General features: G+C 64.1%; 12 protein-coding genes and 4 pseudogenes. 6 read left to right on the top strand and 10 right to left on the bottom strand.

Annotated features, from left to right (window positions below; all coding sequences use genetic code 11):
- Positions 1–105: 105 nt before the first annotated feature.
- From HQN78_RS25515 to HQN78_RS08540, 6 genes and pseudogenes are all read right to left on the bottom strand, one after another.
- Positions 106–897 (bottom strand): annotated as a pseudogene (locus tag HQN78_RS25515) (APC family permease); the annotation flags it as partial.
- Between the two features lie 34 nt (positions 898–931).
- Positions 932–1,462 (bottom strand): annotated as a pseudogene (locus HQN78_RS25510) (APC family permease); the annotation flags it as partial.
- A 144-nt stretch (positions 1,463–1,606) separates the two neighbouring features.
- Complete coding sequence (locus HQN78_RS08555; RefSeq protein WP_235088988.1) at positions 1,607–2,980, bottom strand: aminotransferase class III-fold pyridoxal phosphate-dependent enzyme; 1,374 nt, start codon at positions 2,978–2,980, stop codon at positions 1,607–1,609.
- A gap of 84 nt (positions 2,981–3,064) precedes the next feature.
- Positions 3,065–4,557 (bottom strand): annotated as a pseudogene (locus tag HQN78_RS08550) (aldehyde dehydrogenase).
- Complete coding sequence (locus HQN78_RS08545; RefSeq protein ID WP_235088987.1) at positions 4,547–5,080, bottom strand: amidase family protein; 534 nt, start codon at positions 5,078–5,080, stop codon at positions 4,547–4,549. The pseudogene HQN78_RS08550 and the gene HQN78_RS08545 overlap by 11 nt, the downstream one beginning before the upstream one ends.
- A 19-nt stretch (positions 5,081–5,099) precedes the next feature.
- Entirely contained in the window at positions 5,100–5,975 is an 876-nt protein-coding gene (locus HQN78_RS08540; protein ID WP_235088986.1) for an amidase family protein, read from the bottom strand.
- A gap of 302 nt (positions 5,976–6,277) precedes the next feature.
- On the opposite strand from HQN78_RS08540, the gene HQN78_RS08535 reads away from it, so the two are divergent.
- The 3 genes from HQN78_RS08535 to HQN78_RS08525 all read left to right on the top strand — a co-directional run bounded on the left by HQN78_RS08535 (position 6,278) and on the right by HQN78_RS08525 (position 8,173).
- Positions 6,278–7,234 (top strand): LysR family transcriptional regulator, encoded by a 957-nt coding sequence (locus tag HQN78_RS08535; protein WP_235088985.1) that lies wholly within the window; start codon positions 6,278–6,280, stop codon positions 7,232–7,234.
- Between the two features lie 7 nt (positions 7,235–7,241).
- Positions 7,242–7,508, top strand: coding sequence for a hypothetical protein (locus tag HQN78_RS08530; protein ID WP_235088982.1), 267 nt, complete (start codon positions 7,242–7,244; stop codon positions 7,506–7,508).
- Positions 7,509–7,807: 299 nt separating this feature from the next.
- Positions 7,808–8,173, top strand: coding sequence for a DOPA 4,5-dioxygenase family protein (locus HQN78_RS08525; RefSeq protein ID WP_235088981.1), 366 nt, complete (start codon positions 7,808–7,810; stop codon positions 8,171–8,173).
- Positions 8,174–8,245: 72 nt separating this feature from the next.
- Here HQN78_RS08525 and HQN78_RS08520 read toward each other — a convergent pair whose 3' ends face one another.
- Together HQN78_RS08520 and HQN78_RS08515 are read right to left on the bottom strand one after the other, a co-directional pair.
- On the bottom strand, positions 8,246–9,424 hold the full coding sequence (locus HQN78_RS08520) for an acetyl-CoA C-acetyltransferase (protein ID WP_235088980.1): 1,179 nt from the start codon (positions 9,422–9,424) through the stop codon (positions 8,246–8,248).
- 157 nt (positions 9,425–9,581) lie between these two features.
- The gene (locus tag HQN78_RS08515; protein WP_370646606.1) at positions 9,582–11,279 is read right to left on the bottom strand and encodes a PHA/PHB synthase family protein; all 1,698 of its coding nucleotides are present in this window, start codon (positions 11,277–11,279) and stop codon (positions 9,582–9,584) included.
- Positions 11,280–11,624: 345 nt separating this feature from the next.
- Here HQN78_RS08515 and HQN78_RS08510 point away from each other — a divergent pair, with 345 nt between their 5' ends.
- The 3 genes from HQN78_RS08510 (at position 11,625) to HQN78_RS08500 (ending at position 14,015) form a co-directional block, all read left to right on the top strand.
- Positions 11,625–12,281, top strand: a complete 657-nt coding sequence (locus tag HQN78_RS08510) for a fumarylacetoacetate hydrolase family protein (RefSeq protein ID WP_235088978.1) — start codon at positions 11,625–11,627, stop codon at positions 12,279–12,281.
- Positions 12,281–12,682 (top strand): RNA-binding S4 domain-containing protein, encoded by a 402-nt coding sequence (locus HQN78_RS08505; RefSeq protein ID WP_107799431.1) that lies wholly within the window; start codon positions 12,281–12,283, stop codon positions 12,680–12,682. The genes HQN78_RS08510 and HQN78_RS08505 overlap by 1 nt, the downstream gene beginning before the upstream one ends.
- 160 nt (positions 12,683–12,842) lie before the next feature.
- Positions 12,843–14,015 (top strand): MFS transporter, encoded by a 1,173-nt coding sequence (locus HQN78_RS08500; protein WP_107799430.1) that lies wholly within the window; start codon positions 12,843–12,845, stop codon positions 14,013–14,015.
- On the opposite strand, the gene HQN78_RS08495 is transcribed toward HQN78_RS08500, so the two are convergent.
- Complete coding sequence (locus tag HQN78_RS08495) at positions 14,003–14,533, bottom strand: GNAT family N-acetyltransferase (RefSeq protein ID WP_235088976.1); 531 nt, start codon at positions 14,531–14,533, stop codon at positions 14,003–14,005. The genes HQN78_RS08500 and HQN78_RS08495 overlap by 13 nt on opposite strands.
- 85 nt (positions 14,534–14,618) lie before the next feature.
- Positions 14,619–16,018, bottom strand: a pseudogene (locus HQN78_RS08490) (L-serine ammonia-lyase).
- Between the last annotated feature and the right edge of the window lie 267 nt (positions 16,019–16,285).

Here is a 16,285-nt window from a genome sequence, read left to right as displayed (position 1 = left end):
CATGCATTCTGTGGCTAATGAAACCGGGGCGCAAGAGTATGAGCATAGCTGATGATTGCCATGTCATTTTAGCTGGAGGCGCGGGCGTCGGACGCCCGCCCTCGCTCAAGACCCGCTGTCGTCGAATTGAACCGTGGGCACGGCTTTGCGCAGGCCGCGCGTCAGGCACAACAGATACGCCACGCCCGCGGCGAGCCAGGCCAGGCCGATTTGCAGGGTGAGCGCCGATAGGCTGGTCCATAGCCATAGCGTCAGGGCAAATCCAATCGCCGCCGGCAAGCCATAACGCAGCCAGGCGCTGAACGGATGCGGCTTGCCGTCCAGCAGATAGGTTTTGATCACCGCCAGATTCACCACCGAGAACGCCACCAGCGCGCCGAAACTGATCAGGGAGGCCAGGGTGGCCAAATCCATCACCAGCGCCAGCAGGGAACAAAGGGATACCACCAGTATCGACCAGATCGGGGTGTTGAAGCGTTGCGACAGGCCGGCGAAGACCCGGTGCGGCAAGACGCGATCCCTGCCCATGCTGTACAGAATGCGCGAGACCGAGGCTTGGGAGGCCAGAGCCGATCCAAAAGCCCCGGCCACATAGCTGGCGGTGAAAAAACTGACGAAATAGGGCCGGCGATGCGCTGCATCACTTCATTGGCGGCGGAGTCCGCATGCTGGAACCGGCTGCCGGGGAAAGCCAGCTGGCTGATGGCCGCCAGCAGGATGAACAGCAGTCCCGCTGCTATCGTCGTGATGATGATGGCCCGCGGGATGTCGCGGTGCGGTTCCCGCGCCTCTTCCGCCAAAGTGGACACCGCGTCAAAGCCCAGAAAGGACAAACACAGAATGGCCGCGCCGGCCAGCACTGGAGCCATGCCGATGGCGCTGCCGTCCCCCTGCCAGGGGCCAGCAGATCCACGCTGGTCTGAGTCATGATCTGCCGGGCGGCCAGCGCGACAAACACCAGAACAAAGACGAGTTGAGCGGCCACCAGCACATTGCCGAAACGCGACACCGATTGAATGCCCAGCACATTAAACACCGTGACCAGCGCGATCATGGTCACGATAAAGCCCCAGGCCGGCACTTGAGGAAAGCTTTGATGCAGGTAGATGCCGATCACCAGATAATTGATCATCGGTAAAAACAGGTAATCGAGCAATAAAGACCAGCCGGCCAGAAAGCCCGCCATCGGACCAAAGCTTTTACGGGCGTAAGAATAGGCCGAGCCTGCAACCGGGTAACGGCCGACCATGCGGCTGTAAGACAGCGCGGTGAAAAAAATGGACAGCAAGGTGAGCAGATAAGCCAAAGCGGTGCGGCCGCCGGTGACTTGAGTGACCACGCCATAGGTGGTGAATACGGTCAAGGGCACCATATAGACCAGGCCAAACAAGGTCAGCGCCGGCAGCGATAAGACTCGGCGCAGCGATCCGGCGTAGGGCAGGGGCTGCGCGGGCGCCGTCATGGGGAACGGGGGGATCCTGGCATCATGATGCTCCTCTATTGTCGGCCAGCGCTTTGGCGCCTGTCCAAAGTCCGCTGCGCGTCGTTAACCGTCTCTTGGGGCCGGCTATTGTTGTCGATTCAAGCCGCTTGCTATCCATGGCGCTTATCGTAGCAAGGCTTTCTCCGCGGCCTCGACGGCTTGCTCGAAAGTGTCCGCGATGAGGTCGGCCTGCTCCAGGCTCAGCGTCAACGGCGGCGAAATGATGAAGGTGTCCGCCAGATTGCGTATCAACACCCCATGTTGACGGCAGTAGTCGGAGATATAGGCGCCGAAGCCCAGATCCAGATCAAAAGGCTGTTTGCCGACGGGGTCGGCCACCAGTTCCACGCCTATCATCAGGCCCAGGCCGCGGACATCGCCCATATGGGGATGCGTGCTCTTTATCCTTGTCAGGCGCTGCAATAAATGACCGCCCACCTTGGCCGCGTTTGCCGTCAGCTTGTCCCTTTCGATGATCTCCAGATTAGCCAGCGCCGCCGCGCAGGCTAGCGGATGGCCGGCATAGGTGTTGCCGTGATAGAAGGCGGTTGGGCTGAACTGGCGGGCGTCGCTGGAGTGAAAGGCGGACTCCACCCGCTGGTTGATCAAAGTCGCGCCCAGCGGGATGTAGCCGCTGTTAATCCCTTTGGCGAATACCATGATGTCCGGTTTCACTCCCCAATGCCGGCTGCCGAACAGCTTGCCAATGCGGCCGAAACCGGTGACCACTTCGTCCGCGATCAGGAGCACGCGATGGCGGTCGCACACCTCGCGCACCAAGGGCCAGTAATTGGCGGGCGGGACGATGACGCCGCCGGCGCCTTGCACCGGTTCGGCAATGAAGGCCGCCACGCTGCCGGGGCCCTGATGCAGGATTTCCCGCTCCAGCAATTGCGCGCATAAGCGGCCTAGGGTGTCTGAATCGTCGGTGTAGGGGTTGCGGTATAGATGGGGGGTGTCCACTTGGCTGAAGCCCGCCAGCAAGGGCTCGTAAGCCTGGCGATAAGCGGTGCTGCCGTTCGCCGACAAGGCTCCCAGGGTGACGCCGTGGTAAGCCTGCTTCAGCGAGATGATTTTATGGCGCTCCGGCTCGCCGCTTTGCCGCCAGTACTGGCGGGCCAGTTTAAACGCCGCCTCATTGGCTTCCGAGCCGCCGGAGGAGAAAAAGGCGGCGCTCATGCCTTCCGGCTCCGTCATCCGGCATAAGCGTTCGGCCAGCGCCAGGGCCGGCTGCGTGGTGGTGCCGCCAAAAATCGAATAAAAACCCAGCTGGTTCAATTGTTGGGTGATCGCCTCCTTGATTTCCGGATGGTCGTGCCCGACGTTCACATTCCACAAGCCGCCTTGCCCATCAAGATAGCGTTTCCCGGTTTGATCGAAGACATGGCAACCCGAAGCGCGATCGATCCGCAACGGCGGATGCGCGGCAATATGGCTGGCATTGGCGAAGGGGTACAAGAGATGGCCGGTGGGATGGCGATTGGCCGTGCTGCTCATGATGTTCTCTCCTCGGTTTTACGATGCGGCGCCGGTTGGTTTCGATGGCCGGCGTTCTGCTGTCCTACTGTTCCTGGTTCAGCGTCATCCACACCCCTTGGTCTGGGTGTAGGCCAGCAGCGCGTCAAAGCATTTGTCGCGGCCATTGCCGGACTCTTTCCAGCCGCCGAACGGCAGTTGCATATCGCCGTCCATATAGCTGTTGACGTAGACCATGCCGGCTTCGACCTCGCGCGCGAAGCGATGCGCATGGTTGAGGTTTTGGGTCCAGATGCCCGCCGCCAGGCCAAAGCGGCTGTCATTGGCGATGGCGATGGCCTGGTCCAAGCCGGATACCGGCATCACGCAGGCCACCGGGCCAAAGATTTCTTCCCGCGCGATGCGCATGCCGTTGTCCACGCCGGCGAACACCGTGGGGTTGACGTAGGCGCCGTGTTCCAGGTGGCGCGGGGCGTCGCCGCCCAACAGGCATTGCGCGCCGGCTTGCCGGCCCAGCGCGATGTAATCCAGCACGCGCCGCTGCTGGCCGCGGCTCACCAGCGGGCCCATGCTGGTGGCCGGGTCCAGCGGGTCTCCCGGGAGGTGATGGCTGCGCGCGGCGCTTAGGAAGGCGTCGAGGAAATCGGGAAGAATGCTTTGCTCCACCAACAGGCGGGAGCCGGCGCAGCATACCTGGCCTTGATTGCCGAATACGCCCATGGCCGCCCAGCGCGCGGCGGCCTCCAGGTCCTGGACATCGGCCAGAATCACATGGGGGACTTGCCGCCGCACTCCAAGGACAGTTGCTTCATATTGGACTGGCCCGCGTAGCCCAGCATTAGCTTGCCCACTTCCACCGAACCGGTGAAGGCGATCTTGTCGACATCCCGATGCAAGGCCAGCGGCCGGCCGCAGCCAGGCCCATCGCCGGTCAGCACATTGAATACCCCGGGCGGGCCGCCGGCCTCGACGAAGAGCTTGGCCAGCCATAAAGCGCTGAGCGGAGACTCCTCCGCCGGCTTGAGCACCACGGAGTTGCCGGCCGCCAGCGCGGGCGCGATCTTCCAGCAGCTCATCAGTAGGGGGTAATTCCAGGGTACCACGCAGGCCACCACGCCCAAGGGCTGACGCAGCACAAAGCTATGGATGTGGTGGGCGGTTGCGCCCACCGTGCCCTGCACCTTGTCGATGGATTCCGCGGTAAAGCGCAGGCATTGCACGCTCAGGGGCAGGTCCACCGTCAGCATCTCGCTGATCGGCTTGCCCATGTCCAGGCAGTCCAGCAAGGCGAAGGTGCGCTGATGTCGTTCGATCAAATCGGCGAGCCGATTGAGCACGGCCATACGCTCGCGCGGCGGCCGTCTGGACCAGGCGCCGGACTGAAACGCGCGCCGCGCGGAATTGACGGCGAGATCCACATCCTGGCCATCGGCGCTGGGCAGCTCGGCCAGGATTTCGTCATTGCTGGGATTGACGCTGGCGAAGCGCCGGCCGGAACGCGCCTGGCGAAAATCCCCGTCAATGAACAGTCCCAGTTCCAAGGGCGGCTCCTTGGCCAGGGCGCGCCAGTCGGCGGCGGATAGGGGTTCAGCGCTCATCATCGGCTCCTGAGTCTAATAGATGGGGAAAGGCGCCCAGCGCTTCAAACTGGCCGGCCAGCGACAGCAATTGCCGGTCCGCCCCGCGCGCGCCGATGAATTGCAGCCCAAGCGGTCTGCCGTCCGGAGTCAGGCCGCAGGGGACGACGCAGGCGGGATGCTGGCTCAGATTGAGCGGGAAGCTGAAGCCCGCCCACTCCGTCCAGGCTGCGCCATCGCCGGCCGGCTGTCGCGAGGCGATGGGGAAGGCCGCCAAGGGAGTGGCCGGCGCCAGCAGCAGATCGAACCGGCTCATCGTCTGGTCCATGAAGGCGCCAAACTCGGCGCGCCGGGTCTGAGCCGCGACCAAGTCCGCCGCGCTCAGGGCCAGGCCGCGTTCGGCTATCTCGACAAAGCCCGGGTCCAGTTGTCCGCGCAGGGCCGGCGCCACCCTGGACAGCCGGTTGGCCGCGCCGCTGAACCAGTGCTTTTGGAAAACATCGAGCAGATCGATATCGGGGAGCTCGAATGGCTGGATTTCCACCCCAAGGAGCGCAGCAGACTCAAGGCCCGTTCCATGACCGCGGCCACTTCCGGCCGCAGCTGGCCGCAGGCCGGGGTGGACCAGTAAGCCACCCTGGCCCGGCTGAGCGCCAGGGCGGGAAGGCGGGCGGGTTGCCGATGGGCTGATACCAGTCGCGCAGGTCGCGGCCGCTCATCGCGTCCAGCATGGCGCTGACGTCGCCGACGCAGCGCGCGATCGGACCAAGATGCGCCAGGGTGCCGAAGGCGCTGCCGGGATAGGCGGGCACCCGGCCAAAGCTCGGCTTGTGTCCGACCAGGCCGCAGAAGGCCGCCGGGATGCGAATGGACCCGCCGCCGTCCGTTCCCAGGTGCAATACGCCCGCGCCGGCGGCCGCCGCCGCCGCCGCGCCGCCGGAAGAGCCGCCCGGCGTCAGCTCAGGCCGCCAAGGATTGCGCGTAATCCCATGCAGCGGATTATCGGTGACGGCTTTCCAGCCGAATTCCGGCGTTGTCGTCATGCCCAGCAAGACGGCGCCGGCGGCGCGCAAGCGAGCCACCGACGGCGCGTCGCTGTCGCAAACCGCCGCGCTGCTGCTGTGGCTGCCATAGCGCACGCTCCAGCCTTGCACCTGGACGATGTCCTTGATCGTGACCGGCACGCCATCGATGGGCGACAAGGGACGGCCCCGCCGCCAACGTTCATCGGCGGCGGCGGCGGCGGCGAGCGCGCCGGCGCGGTCGATGGAAGCGAAGGCGTTGTATCGGTCTTGGACCGCCGAGGCCCTGGCCAGCGCCGCGTCCGCGACTTCAAGCGGAGAAAGGCTTGCCGCGGCGTAGCGGGCGGTCATGGTTTGCACGTTCAGCCGGCAGAGCGGGGACGCGTCCGCCAGCGGATTTGTAGAAATAGATGACATACTCAGCTCCAAGGCAAGGAGCGGCGTGGCCGCAATGGCATGACTGGGCGGTGGTGTTGCCTGGCGATGATGGTAAGCAAACGGGGCGGCGCGGAAAAACGCATTTTTCGCGGCAAGTTGCGCTGTTTTTATGTGTAAGAGCCTGTTCAAAGTCTTGCGAGCGAGAGCGAGACAAGGCGTTGCGGCTGAAGAAGCGGAATGGTCATATGGTGCATGAGCATTCTGAAGCTGTTTTCAAGGCCGTATCGCTGAAGCGCGGCGGACTTTTAACAAGCTGCTAAATGCCGGCGAGGGGCGGGGCCATGAATATTTCGATTAGACAAATCCGTTATGTCTATGAGGTGGCGTTGACGGGAAGCATCGCGGCGGCGGCGGAGTCGATACCGATTTCCAAATCCGCCTTGTTGAGCGCCATCATTCATGTGGAACACCAAATCGGGTTTCGGATTTTTGAACGCCGCCCGGCGCGAGGCGTAAAAATCACCCCGGCGGGCAAGCAATTCATGCTGGCGGCGCAGGATATGTTGGAAGCGAAGTCGACGTTTAATCGCAGCATCGCCAATTTGACGCGGCCGGGCGCCGTGCAATTGCGGATTGGCTGTTTTGAGCCGTTTGGCGCTTTGTTCATGCCGGATGTGCTGAAGCGCTATATACAGGGCCAGGGCGAAGTCGACATCCAGCTGCGGGAAGGAGATCAGTCGCAACTGCGCGGCTGGCTGGCGGCCGACGAGGTGGATTTGATCGTGACCTACGATATCGGCTTTCACTTGGACGAGGAGGTCAGCCGTATCTGCAAAGTGCCCTGTCATGCCTTGCTGTCGAGACAAGACCCGCTGGCGGAACAAGAGTCGGTCTCCTTGGCGGATTTAGCGCTGCGGCCGCTGGTATTGCTGGATTTGCCGCAGACGGCGGCGTATTTGCTGGCCTTGTTCGCCATATCGCCTTGTCAGCCTCATGTGCGCTTCAGGACGCGCTCTTATGAAACCGTGCGCGCGGCGGTTTCCGCGGGATTCGGCTGTTCCATCCTGAATATGTGCCCGTCCGGCAGCGCCACTCGGGACGGACCGGCGTTGATACGAAGACCGTTCGCCGATTTCAGTCCCGCGCCCACGCTGATCGTGCAGGATAAACATGGTCGGGAAAAACCCGCTTTCATCCAGGATTTTATTAGCGCGACGCAGCAGCATTTTCGCCAACTGGGGCCGGAGGGTTTCGCCGTGGCGATCCCGGCCTTGGCGGCGACTTTGTTTCAGGTGTAAGTATTGATTGAACCATTTAAAAGGCGATTGGAACCGCCGCTCTGGTCTTGACGCCCGGATGGGTATTTTATCGCCATGGCAAGCCCGGATGAGGTCTATACTGGAGCCGGCATTGGCACCGCCGATGCACGCCAAGGAGCTGATCATGAGTAAATCAAGACACAGCAGCAAGGAAGCCAAAAAACAGCCGTTGATGACGCCCAAGGAGAAGCGGGCGGCCAAACATCAGAAGAAGCATGGGCCGGACGGGGCGCCCATCATTGTCCCTCACTAAGGCGAGCGCCGCGGCGATGCGGCTGCCTTGATGTGCTGAGCGCCTCGCTGGTTTTGATCCGTGCGCTGTTTCCCTTCACGGTCCATCCGACCGTCTACGCCGGCCAGCGGGCCGGCCAATCGCCCAAACCTCCTGCCTTTGCGGCCAGGAGGTTTTTGTTTGGCGCGGATTGAATGCGGATCAAGGGCAGGCGCGCGCCGCCAAAATATGCTTGTTGATTTTTTTCGGCGGAGACGATAGTTTTACCGGCTTTATTCGGGGCCGGCCGCCGTGAACGCGGCGGGGGCGGGGGACAGGCGATGCAACAGGCCATCGAGGCGACGGGCTATCACGCCCATGTGTATTTCGACGCGGCGCAGCAAGCCGCGGCGCGGCGGCTGCGCGAGGCGGTGGCGCAGCGCTTCGCCGTGGAATTGGGGCGCTGGCGAGAGCAGGCTTACGGGCCGCATCCGGTGGGCGCGTATCAGATCGCCTTCGCGCCGGCCTTGTTTGGCCAGATCGTGCCGTGGCTGATGCTGAACCGGGAAGGGTTGAGCGTGCTGCTGCATCCGCTGACCGGCGACGATGTCGAGGACCACAGCGACTTCGCCATGTGGCTGGGCGCGCCACTGGAGTTGAACATGGACTTTCTGCGCCAGCACGGCGACAACGGGCGCTCGGGCTAGCCGCGGAGGGCGCGGCCAAAACAAAACCCACCGGCCGGAGCCGGTGGGTTTTGTGATTGACGGGTACCGGTTTTAGCGCCGTTCCACCGCCAGCGCCACGCCCATGCCGCCGCCTATGCACAGCGTGGCCAGGCCCTTCTTGGCGTCGCGGCGCTGCATTTCATGCAGCAGGGTGACCAGCACGCGGCAGCCGGAAGCGCCGATCGGGTGGCCCAGCGCGATGGCGCCGCCGTTGACGTTGACCTTGTCCGGGCCCCAGCCCAGTTCGCGCGCCACGCCCAGCGCCTGGGCGGCGAAGGCTTCGTTGGCTTCCACCAGATCCAGCTCTTCCACGGTCCAGCCCGCCTTGTCCAGCGCCTTGCGGGTGGCGGCCACCGGGCCTATGCCCATGATTTCCGGCGCGCAGCCGGTCAGCGCGTAGCCCTTGATCGCGGCCAGCGGCTTCAGGCCCAGCTGGTCCGCCTTTTGGGCCGACATCAGCAGCACCGCGGCGGCGCCGTCATTGATGCCGGAAGCGTTGCCGGCGGTGACGGTGCCTTCCTTCTTGAAGGCGGCGCGCAGCTTGGCCAGGCCTTCGGCGCTGGCGTCGTGCTTGATGAACTCGTCGCTGTCGAAGGCCAGCGGATCGCCCTTGCGCTGCGGCACCAGCACCGGGGTGATTTCGTCCTTGAACTTGCCGGCTTTCTGAGCGGCGGCGGCGCGTTGCTGCGAGGCCAGCGCCAACGCGTCCTGCTCTTCGCGGCCGATGCCGTACTTTTCCGCCACGTTTTCAGCGGTGATGCCCATGTGGTAGGCGTTGTAGGCGTCGGTCAGGCCGTCGTTGACCATGGTGTCGATCAGCTGGGCGTTGCCCATGCGGAAGCCGTCGCGCGAGCCGGGCAGGATGTGCGGCGACAGGGACATGCTTTCCTGGCCGCCGGCGATGACGATGTCGGCGTCGCCATTGGCGATGGCCTGGGCGCCCAGGTGCACGGCGCGCAGGCCGGAGCCGCAGACCACGTTGAGGGTGGTGGCCGGGGTGGTGACCGGCAGGCCGGCCTTGATCAGCGCTTGGCGCGCCGGGTTCTGGCCGCTACCGGCGGTCAGCACTTGGCCGAGAATGACTTCACTGACGTCTTCCGGTTTCAGGCCGGTTTTGGCCAGCAGGGATTTGATGACGGTGGCGCCCAGTTCCGGGGCCGGGATCTTGGCCAGCGCGCCGCCGAAACTGCCGATGGCGGTGCGGGTTGCTGCGACAATCACGACTTCCATGTTTTTCTCCGTCTCTCTCTTCAATGTGACCGCGAAGGTCGGTGTGTCGGCCAGCGCGCCGGCGGCGGGGCGGGGAAGCCGCTAAAGCGTTGCGAAGCGGCTTTCAACGCCCATGTCTATCCATCCCGCCGACGCGCAGCAGATCGTAAACAGGTTCTTATTGCAGGCTGGCCACCACGCTGGGCATGGCCTTGGCCAGCACATAGCTGCCCGGCGCCGCTTGCAGCGGCGGGAAGTCTTTGCTGCCCAGGCTCTTGGGCGCGGCGACTTTCTTGCCGGATTGAGGGGCCAGCCAGGCGTCCCAGTCCTTCCACCAGCTGCCGGGGCGGCTTTCCGCGGTTTCCAGCCAGGCGTCCGCGTGCTGGGGCTGGGCGTCGTTGACCCAGTAATTGCGCTTGTCCTTGGTCACCGGGTTGATCGAACCGGCGATATGGCCGGAGGCGCCCAGCACGAAGCGCCGCGACGGCGCGCCGGTCAGGTAGTGGATGCCGGAGTAGGCGGAGCTCCACAACACGATGTGATCTTCGCGCGCGGCGAAGATGTAGACAGGGATGTCGATCTTGGAAACGTCGATGGGCACGCCGCACAGGGTGATGGAACCCGGCTTGGTCAGCGCGTTGTTCATGTAGAACTGGCGCAGCATGAAGGTGTGCATCGGCAGCGGCAGGTCCACCGCGTCGTTGTTCCAGTAGAGCAGGTCGAACGGCGCCGGCGTCTTGCCCAGCAGATAGTTGTTGACCACGTAGTTCCACACCAGATCGTTGGCGCGCAGGCTGGCGAAGGTGCGGCCTATCTCCTTGCCGCTGATGATGCCGCCGGCGGCGATCTTGGCTTCGCGGCTGGCCACCAGATTCTCGTCGATGAAGTAGGAGATCTCGCCCGGCTCGGCGTGATCTATCAGCGAGGTCATGAAGGTGGTGGAGTCGAAGTATTTGAGTCCGCGCGCCTGCAGCACGCACTGGGTGGTGGTCAGGATCACGCCGCCGACACAGAAGCCCAGCGCGTTCATGCTGTCCTGCTTGCTGATCTTGCGCACGGTTTCCGCCGCGGCGATCACGCCTTTCTCGATATAGCTTTCCCAGGTGAAATGCTTCATCTCCGGTTCCGCCGAGCGCCAGCTGATCAGGAATACGCGGTAACCCTGGGCGACGAAGTGACGGACCATGGAGTTGTCCGGCTGCAAATCCATCAGGTAGTACTTGTTGATGCAGGGCGGCACGATCAGCAGCGGTTTTTCATAGACCTGGCCGGTGGTGGGGGTGTACTGGATCAGTTCGATCAATTCATTGCGGAACACCACCTCGCCCGGGGTGACCACGATGTTTTTGCCGATCTCGAACTGGCTCTCGTCCGACATCGAGATATGGCCCTTCTGGAAATCCTCCAGCATGTTCTTCATGCCGTCGACCAGGCTTTCGCCCTTGGTCTCTATCGCCCGTTTCATCACGTCCGGGTTGGTCAGCATGAAGTTGCTGGGGGAGACCGCGTCCAGGTATTGGCGGGTGGCGAAGGCCAGCTTGTCCTTGGCTTCTTCCTCCAGCTGGGCGTTGTCCACCAGCTCGGTCATCCATTTGCTGGTGAGCAGATAGCCTTGCTTGAGGAAATGGTAGAACGGGTGTTCATCCCATTCCGGCGAGGCGAAGCGGCGATCGCCCTTTTTCGCCGAGGCGTCGCCGTTGGCGGGCGCCTGGCCCAGGAATTGCGACCACAGATTCATTTGCTGCTGATACAAGCTGCTTTGCCAGGCGAACAGCTGGCCGGCGTTGCTGAGCATGGCGCCCCAGGCGTTGGCCAGCGGCAGTTCAGCATTTCTAGGTTGCGGCGGCAGCGGCAGGTTGTTGACGAACTGCTGCATCCATTGTTGGTTGGCCTCGGATAGGCTGGCGAAGAAACTATCCAGCGGGTTTGTACTTTCTTGGGTCAAAGCTGTCTCCTGAAACGTGCCGAAGCGTTATCGAAGCTTTCCTGCATTGGACCGTGTAACAAAGTGTGCGGTCGCAAGGTACGCCATGACTGTAACAGGGTTGCATGACATTTTCACCGGGAGGAGGACGATAAGGCGCGTCGAAAGCCGCATCTTGTTGCCGCAGTGCACAATCTGCCTAGCTGTCCTTTCGGCCTGGCATGCCGGGGGGGTGGAAATTATGGGATAATCGCGAGCTGGTAAGCTTGGCGTTGAACAGAACGGGAAAGGATGGTCATGACGGCATTCAAGGCGCGCTTGGGCGATCAGGAGGTCGCGGTGGGCAATATCTTCTGCATCGGGCGCAATTACGCCGCCCACGCGGCGGAATTGAACAACCCGCTGGAGGACGAGCCGCTGGTGTTCCTGAAACCGACGTCGGCGCTGGCCGGAGAGGGCGAGCCGCTGAGGCTGCCCGACTATTCCCGCGACGTTCACCATGAGTGCGAACTGGTGCTGCTGATAGGCAAGGGCGGCTGCGACATTGCGGAGTCCGAAGCGCTCGGCCATGTGGCCGGCTACGGCATCGGTCTGGACATGACGGCGCGCGACGTGCAATCGGCGGCCAAGAGAAAGGGCCATCCGTGGACCAAGGCCAAGGGTTTCCCCACCGCCGCCTGCCTGTCTCGTTTGGCGCCGGCGGAGCGGGTGGCCGATCCGCAGCGGCTGAGCTTCGAGTTGCGCGTCAACGGCGAGCTGCGCCAGCAGGGCGACACCGGCCTGATGCTGTTCCCGGTGGCCGCCGTCATCGCCTATCTGTCGCGGATCTACGGCCTGCAGGCCGGCGATCTGATTTATACCGGCACGCCGGAAGGCGTGGCCGCGGTGCGTTCCGGCGACCGGCTCAGCCTGAAGCTGGAGGGCCTGGCCGCCGCCGAATGGAGCGTGCTCTGATGGCGGCCTCAGGCGAGGACGACGGCAAGGTCCGTCTCGACAAATGGCTGTGGGCCGCCCGTTTCTTCAAGACCCGGCAGCTGGCGCACGAGGCGCTGGAGCTGGGGCGGGTGCAGGTCAACGGCGACCGGGTCAAGGCGTCGCGGGTGGTCAAGGAGGGGGACCAGCTGGTGATGCGCATCCATCAGCTGGAATACCGCGTCGAGGTGCTGGCGCTGAGCACCCAGCGCCGGCCGGCGCAGGAGGCGCGGCTGCTCTACCGCGAGGACGAGGCTTCTCAGCGCGCCCGTGAAGAGCAGGTGCTGCTGTTGAAGTCGGAGCGCGCCAGCTTCCCGCACGGGGACGGGCGTCCCACCAAGAAGGCGCGGCGGGATATCGGCAAGTTCAAAGGGCAATTTTAAGAGGCGGTTCACAGTCTGCTGCGCGTCGGCGATACGGCGTTGAAAACGTTTTCGCCTTGTCTCGCTCTAGCTGGCGAGACTTTGAACAGGCTCTAAAAAGCCGCTCAAAGTCTGCGCGCCATTTTCAACCAGAAACCCGTCAAGGGCCGAGCTTCAGATCATGTCGTCTTCCGCGTCACCCGCCGTATCCCTGCTGCCGTTCAGCCTGTTCTATTTCAGTTATTTCGCCTTCCAGGGCCTGTTCAGTCCGTTCTGGGGGCTCTATCTGCAATCGCTGTCCTTCTCCGCCTGGCAGATCTCGGTGCTGATGGCCTTGTCCACGCTGGCGCGCATCGTGGCGCCCGGCTTCTGGGGCTGGCTGGCGGACCGGCGCGGCCGCCGGCGCGCCATCATTCTGACGACGTCGCTGTTGTCGGCGGCGGCCTTCCTGCTGGTGGGACTGGACCGCGCTTTCTGGTGGGTGTTCGTCAGCCTGGCGGTGTCCCACTTCTTCTGGGCGGCGGCGCTGCCGCTGGTGGAGGCCAGCACCGCCCACCTGACGCGCGCGCAGCCGGGGCGTTACAGCCGGGTGCGGGTCTGGGGCTCGATAGGCTTCGTCTGTCTGGCGATGAGCGGCGGCCTGCTGCTGGACGGCATCGGCATTGGCAATCTGCCCTGGGCGCTGTGCGCGCTGCTGGCCCTGGTGGCCGCGGCGGCCTGGCGGGTGCCGGAAGTGGCCGCCGAGCGCAAGAGCGGACCGTCGGCGCCGATAGCGGCCACGCTGCGGCGGCCGGAGGTGATGGCCTTGTTCGGCTGCTGCTTCCTGATGGCCTTCGCCCACGGCCCTTACTACACTTTTTTCTCCATCGGCCTGAAGCAGGCGGGTTATGAGCAAGGCGCGATCGGCATGCTGTGGGGGCTGGGCGTGGTCAGCGAGGTGGCGGTATTCCTGCTGATGCCCAAGATCATGGCGCGCGCGCGTTTGGAAACGCTGATGCTGGCGTCGCTATTGGCGGCGGCGCTGCGTTTCGCCTTGATCGCCGCCGCGGCCGAGCTGGCCTGGGTGGCGATAGGCGCGCAGCTGCTGCACGCGCTGACTTTCGGCCTGCACCACGCCGCCTCGGTGGGCTTGATCCACCGCATGTTCGACCCACATCACCACGGCCGCGCCCAGGGTCTGTACATCATCGCCTCCTTCGGCGTCGGCGGCAGCGCCGGCGGCCTGATCGGCGGGCTGGTGTGGCCGCACGGCGGCATGGCGACGACGTTCGCGATGTCGACGGCAGCCGCCGCGCTGGGCGTGTTGCTGTGCCGGCGCTGGCTGCGGCCGGCGGCGCCTGCTCAGGCGGGCTGATCTTTGAACAGGGCCGGCGGCACGAAGTAACAGCTGTCGCCGTCGATGCCGGGCAGTTCGATCCGGCCCTGATAAAACAGGCCGATTTTCTCCAGCACGCGGATGGACGCCAGGTTGTGCGGCGCGGTGATGCCCACCACCACCGCGTGGCCCAGTTGTTCGCGGCCGTGTTCTATGGCGGCGAGCGCGGCTTCGCTGGCGTAGCCGCAGCCCCAGTATTGCTCCAGGAAGGCGTAGCCGATGTCCGGATAGTCCAGGCCGTCGCGCTTGACCAGGCCGCAGATGCCGACCGGGGCGCCGTCGTCCAGCCGTTCCACCAGCAAGAGGCCGTGGCCGTGCTTGCGATAGCTGGTTTGCGGGCCTTCCTCGATATAGCGCAGCGCGCCGAGCAGATCGTGGGCGTCCTTGTCGCCGATATTGGCGATGAAGGCCGGCTCGTTCAGCAGCTTGAGCATGAAGGGGGCGTCGCTGGCGTGCAGCGGACGCAGTTGCAGTCTGGCGGTGGCGATGTGATGCATGGCTGGTTCGGATTTCGCGGGATGAGGTCGTAAAAAAAGCCGACGGCGCTAGCGCCATCGGCTTTGATGCTAACAGGCCTGCGGCTCAGCACTCAACAATATTCACCGGCACTTCGATGACGTTGATGGCCAGGCCCCGCGCGCGGTTTCCTTGTACTTGGTGCTCATGTCCATGCCGGTGTCGCGCATGGTCTTGATCACCCGGTCCAGCGACACGAAGTGCTGGCCGTCGCCGCGCAGCGCCATGCGCGCCGCGTTGATGGCCTTGACCGAGGCCATGGCGTTGCGTTCGATGCAGGGCACTTGCACCAGGCCGCCCACCGGATCGCAGGTCAGGCCCAGATTGTGCTCCATGCCGATCTCGGCGGCGTTTTCCACCTGTTCCGGGGTGCCGCCCAGCACTTCGGCCAAGGCGCCCGCGGCCATCGAGCAGGCCGAGCCCACTTCGCCCTGGCAGCCCACTTCGGCGCCGGAGATGGAGGCGTTGAGCTTGAACAGCACGCCGATGGCGCCGGCGGTGAGCAGGAAGCGCACAATGCCGTCGTCGCTGGCGCCGGGCACGAAGCGGGCGTAATAGTGCATCACCGCCGGGATGATGCCGGCCGCGCCGTTGGTGGGCGCGGTGACCACGCGGCCGCCGCCGGCGTTTTCCTCGTTCACCGCCAGCGCGTACAGATTGACCCAGTCCATCACTGTCAGCGGGTCGCGCAGCGCCGCCTCGGGCGAGGCCAGCAGCTTGCGGTGCATGTCGGCGGCGCGGCGCTTCACCTTCATGCCGCCGGGCAGGATGCCTTCGCGCTCGCAGCCGCGCTTGACGCAGTCCTGCATCACTTGCCAGATCTTCAGCAGCTCGGCGCGCACTTGTTCCTCGCTGCGCCAGGCCAGCTCGTTCTCCAGCATGATCTGGCTGATGGATTTGCCGTGGCGCTGACACAAGGCCAGCAATTCCGCCGCGCTCTTGAACGGGTGCTTGAGCTCGGTGACGCCCGGCGGCACGAAGCCGGCGTCGATGGCGGCTTCGTCAACCACAAAGCCGCCGCCCACCGAGTAATAAGCGCGCTTGGACAGGCTGGCGCCGGCGGCGTCGAAGGCTTCGAAAATCATGCCGTTGGGGTGGTAGGGCAGGGTTTTTTTCTTGTGCAGAATCAGGTGTTCGCCTTCGACGAAGGGCACGGTCTGCTTGCCCAGCAGGGCGACGGACTTGTCGGCGCGGATGGCGGCCAGCATGCCGTCCACCGCGTCGGTGTCCACCAGGTCGGGCTGTTCGCCCTGCAGGCCCAGCAAGACCGCGACGTCGGTGCCGTGGCCCTTGCCGGTGGCGCCCAGCGAGCCGAACATTTCGGCGCGCACGCTGGCGGTTTGCGCCAGCAGCCCGTCTTTTTCCAAGCGGGCGATGAATTGGCGCGCGGCGCGCATCGGTCCAACCGTGTGGGAGCTGGACGGGCCGATGCCTATCTTGAACAAATCAAAAACACTGATGGCCATAATGCTTCTCTTTAAGGGCTGTGTCCCGCTAAGCGGGTTGTTGTCCGGACGGCCTGGACCGTCCTTATTATTGTCGTTGTCATGGTTTCGCACGGCTTTGGCGCGAGGGCCGGCCTGCGCCTCGCCATCTTGCGGCAGCCGGGCAATCTAGACAAGCCGGCGACGGCTGTCAATTTAGAATTATAGAGTCAGGACTAAGTTGCGTCGGGGATTCGACGAGTTGAAACCGCTTCGCATTCGGACGGCATGAACCGGGCGGGCGGAAGG

Source organism: Chromobacterium sp. Beijing (assembly GCF_021496765.1).
Lineage (GTDB): Bacteria > Pseudomonadota > Gammaproteobacteria > Burkholderiales > Chromobacteriaceae > Chromobacterium.
This window is presented reverse-complemented; position numbering and strand designations above follow the sequence as displayed.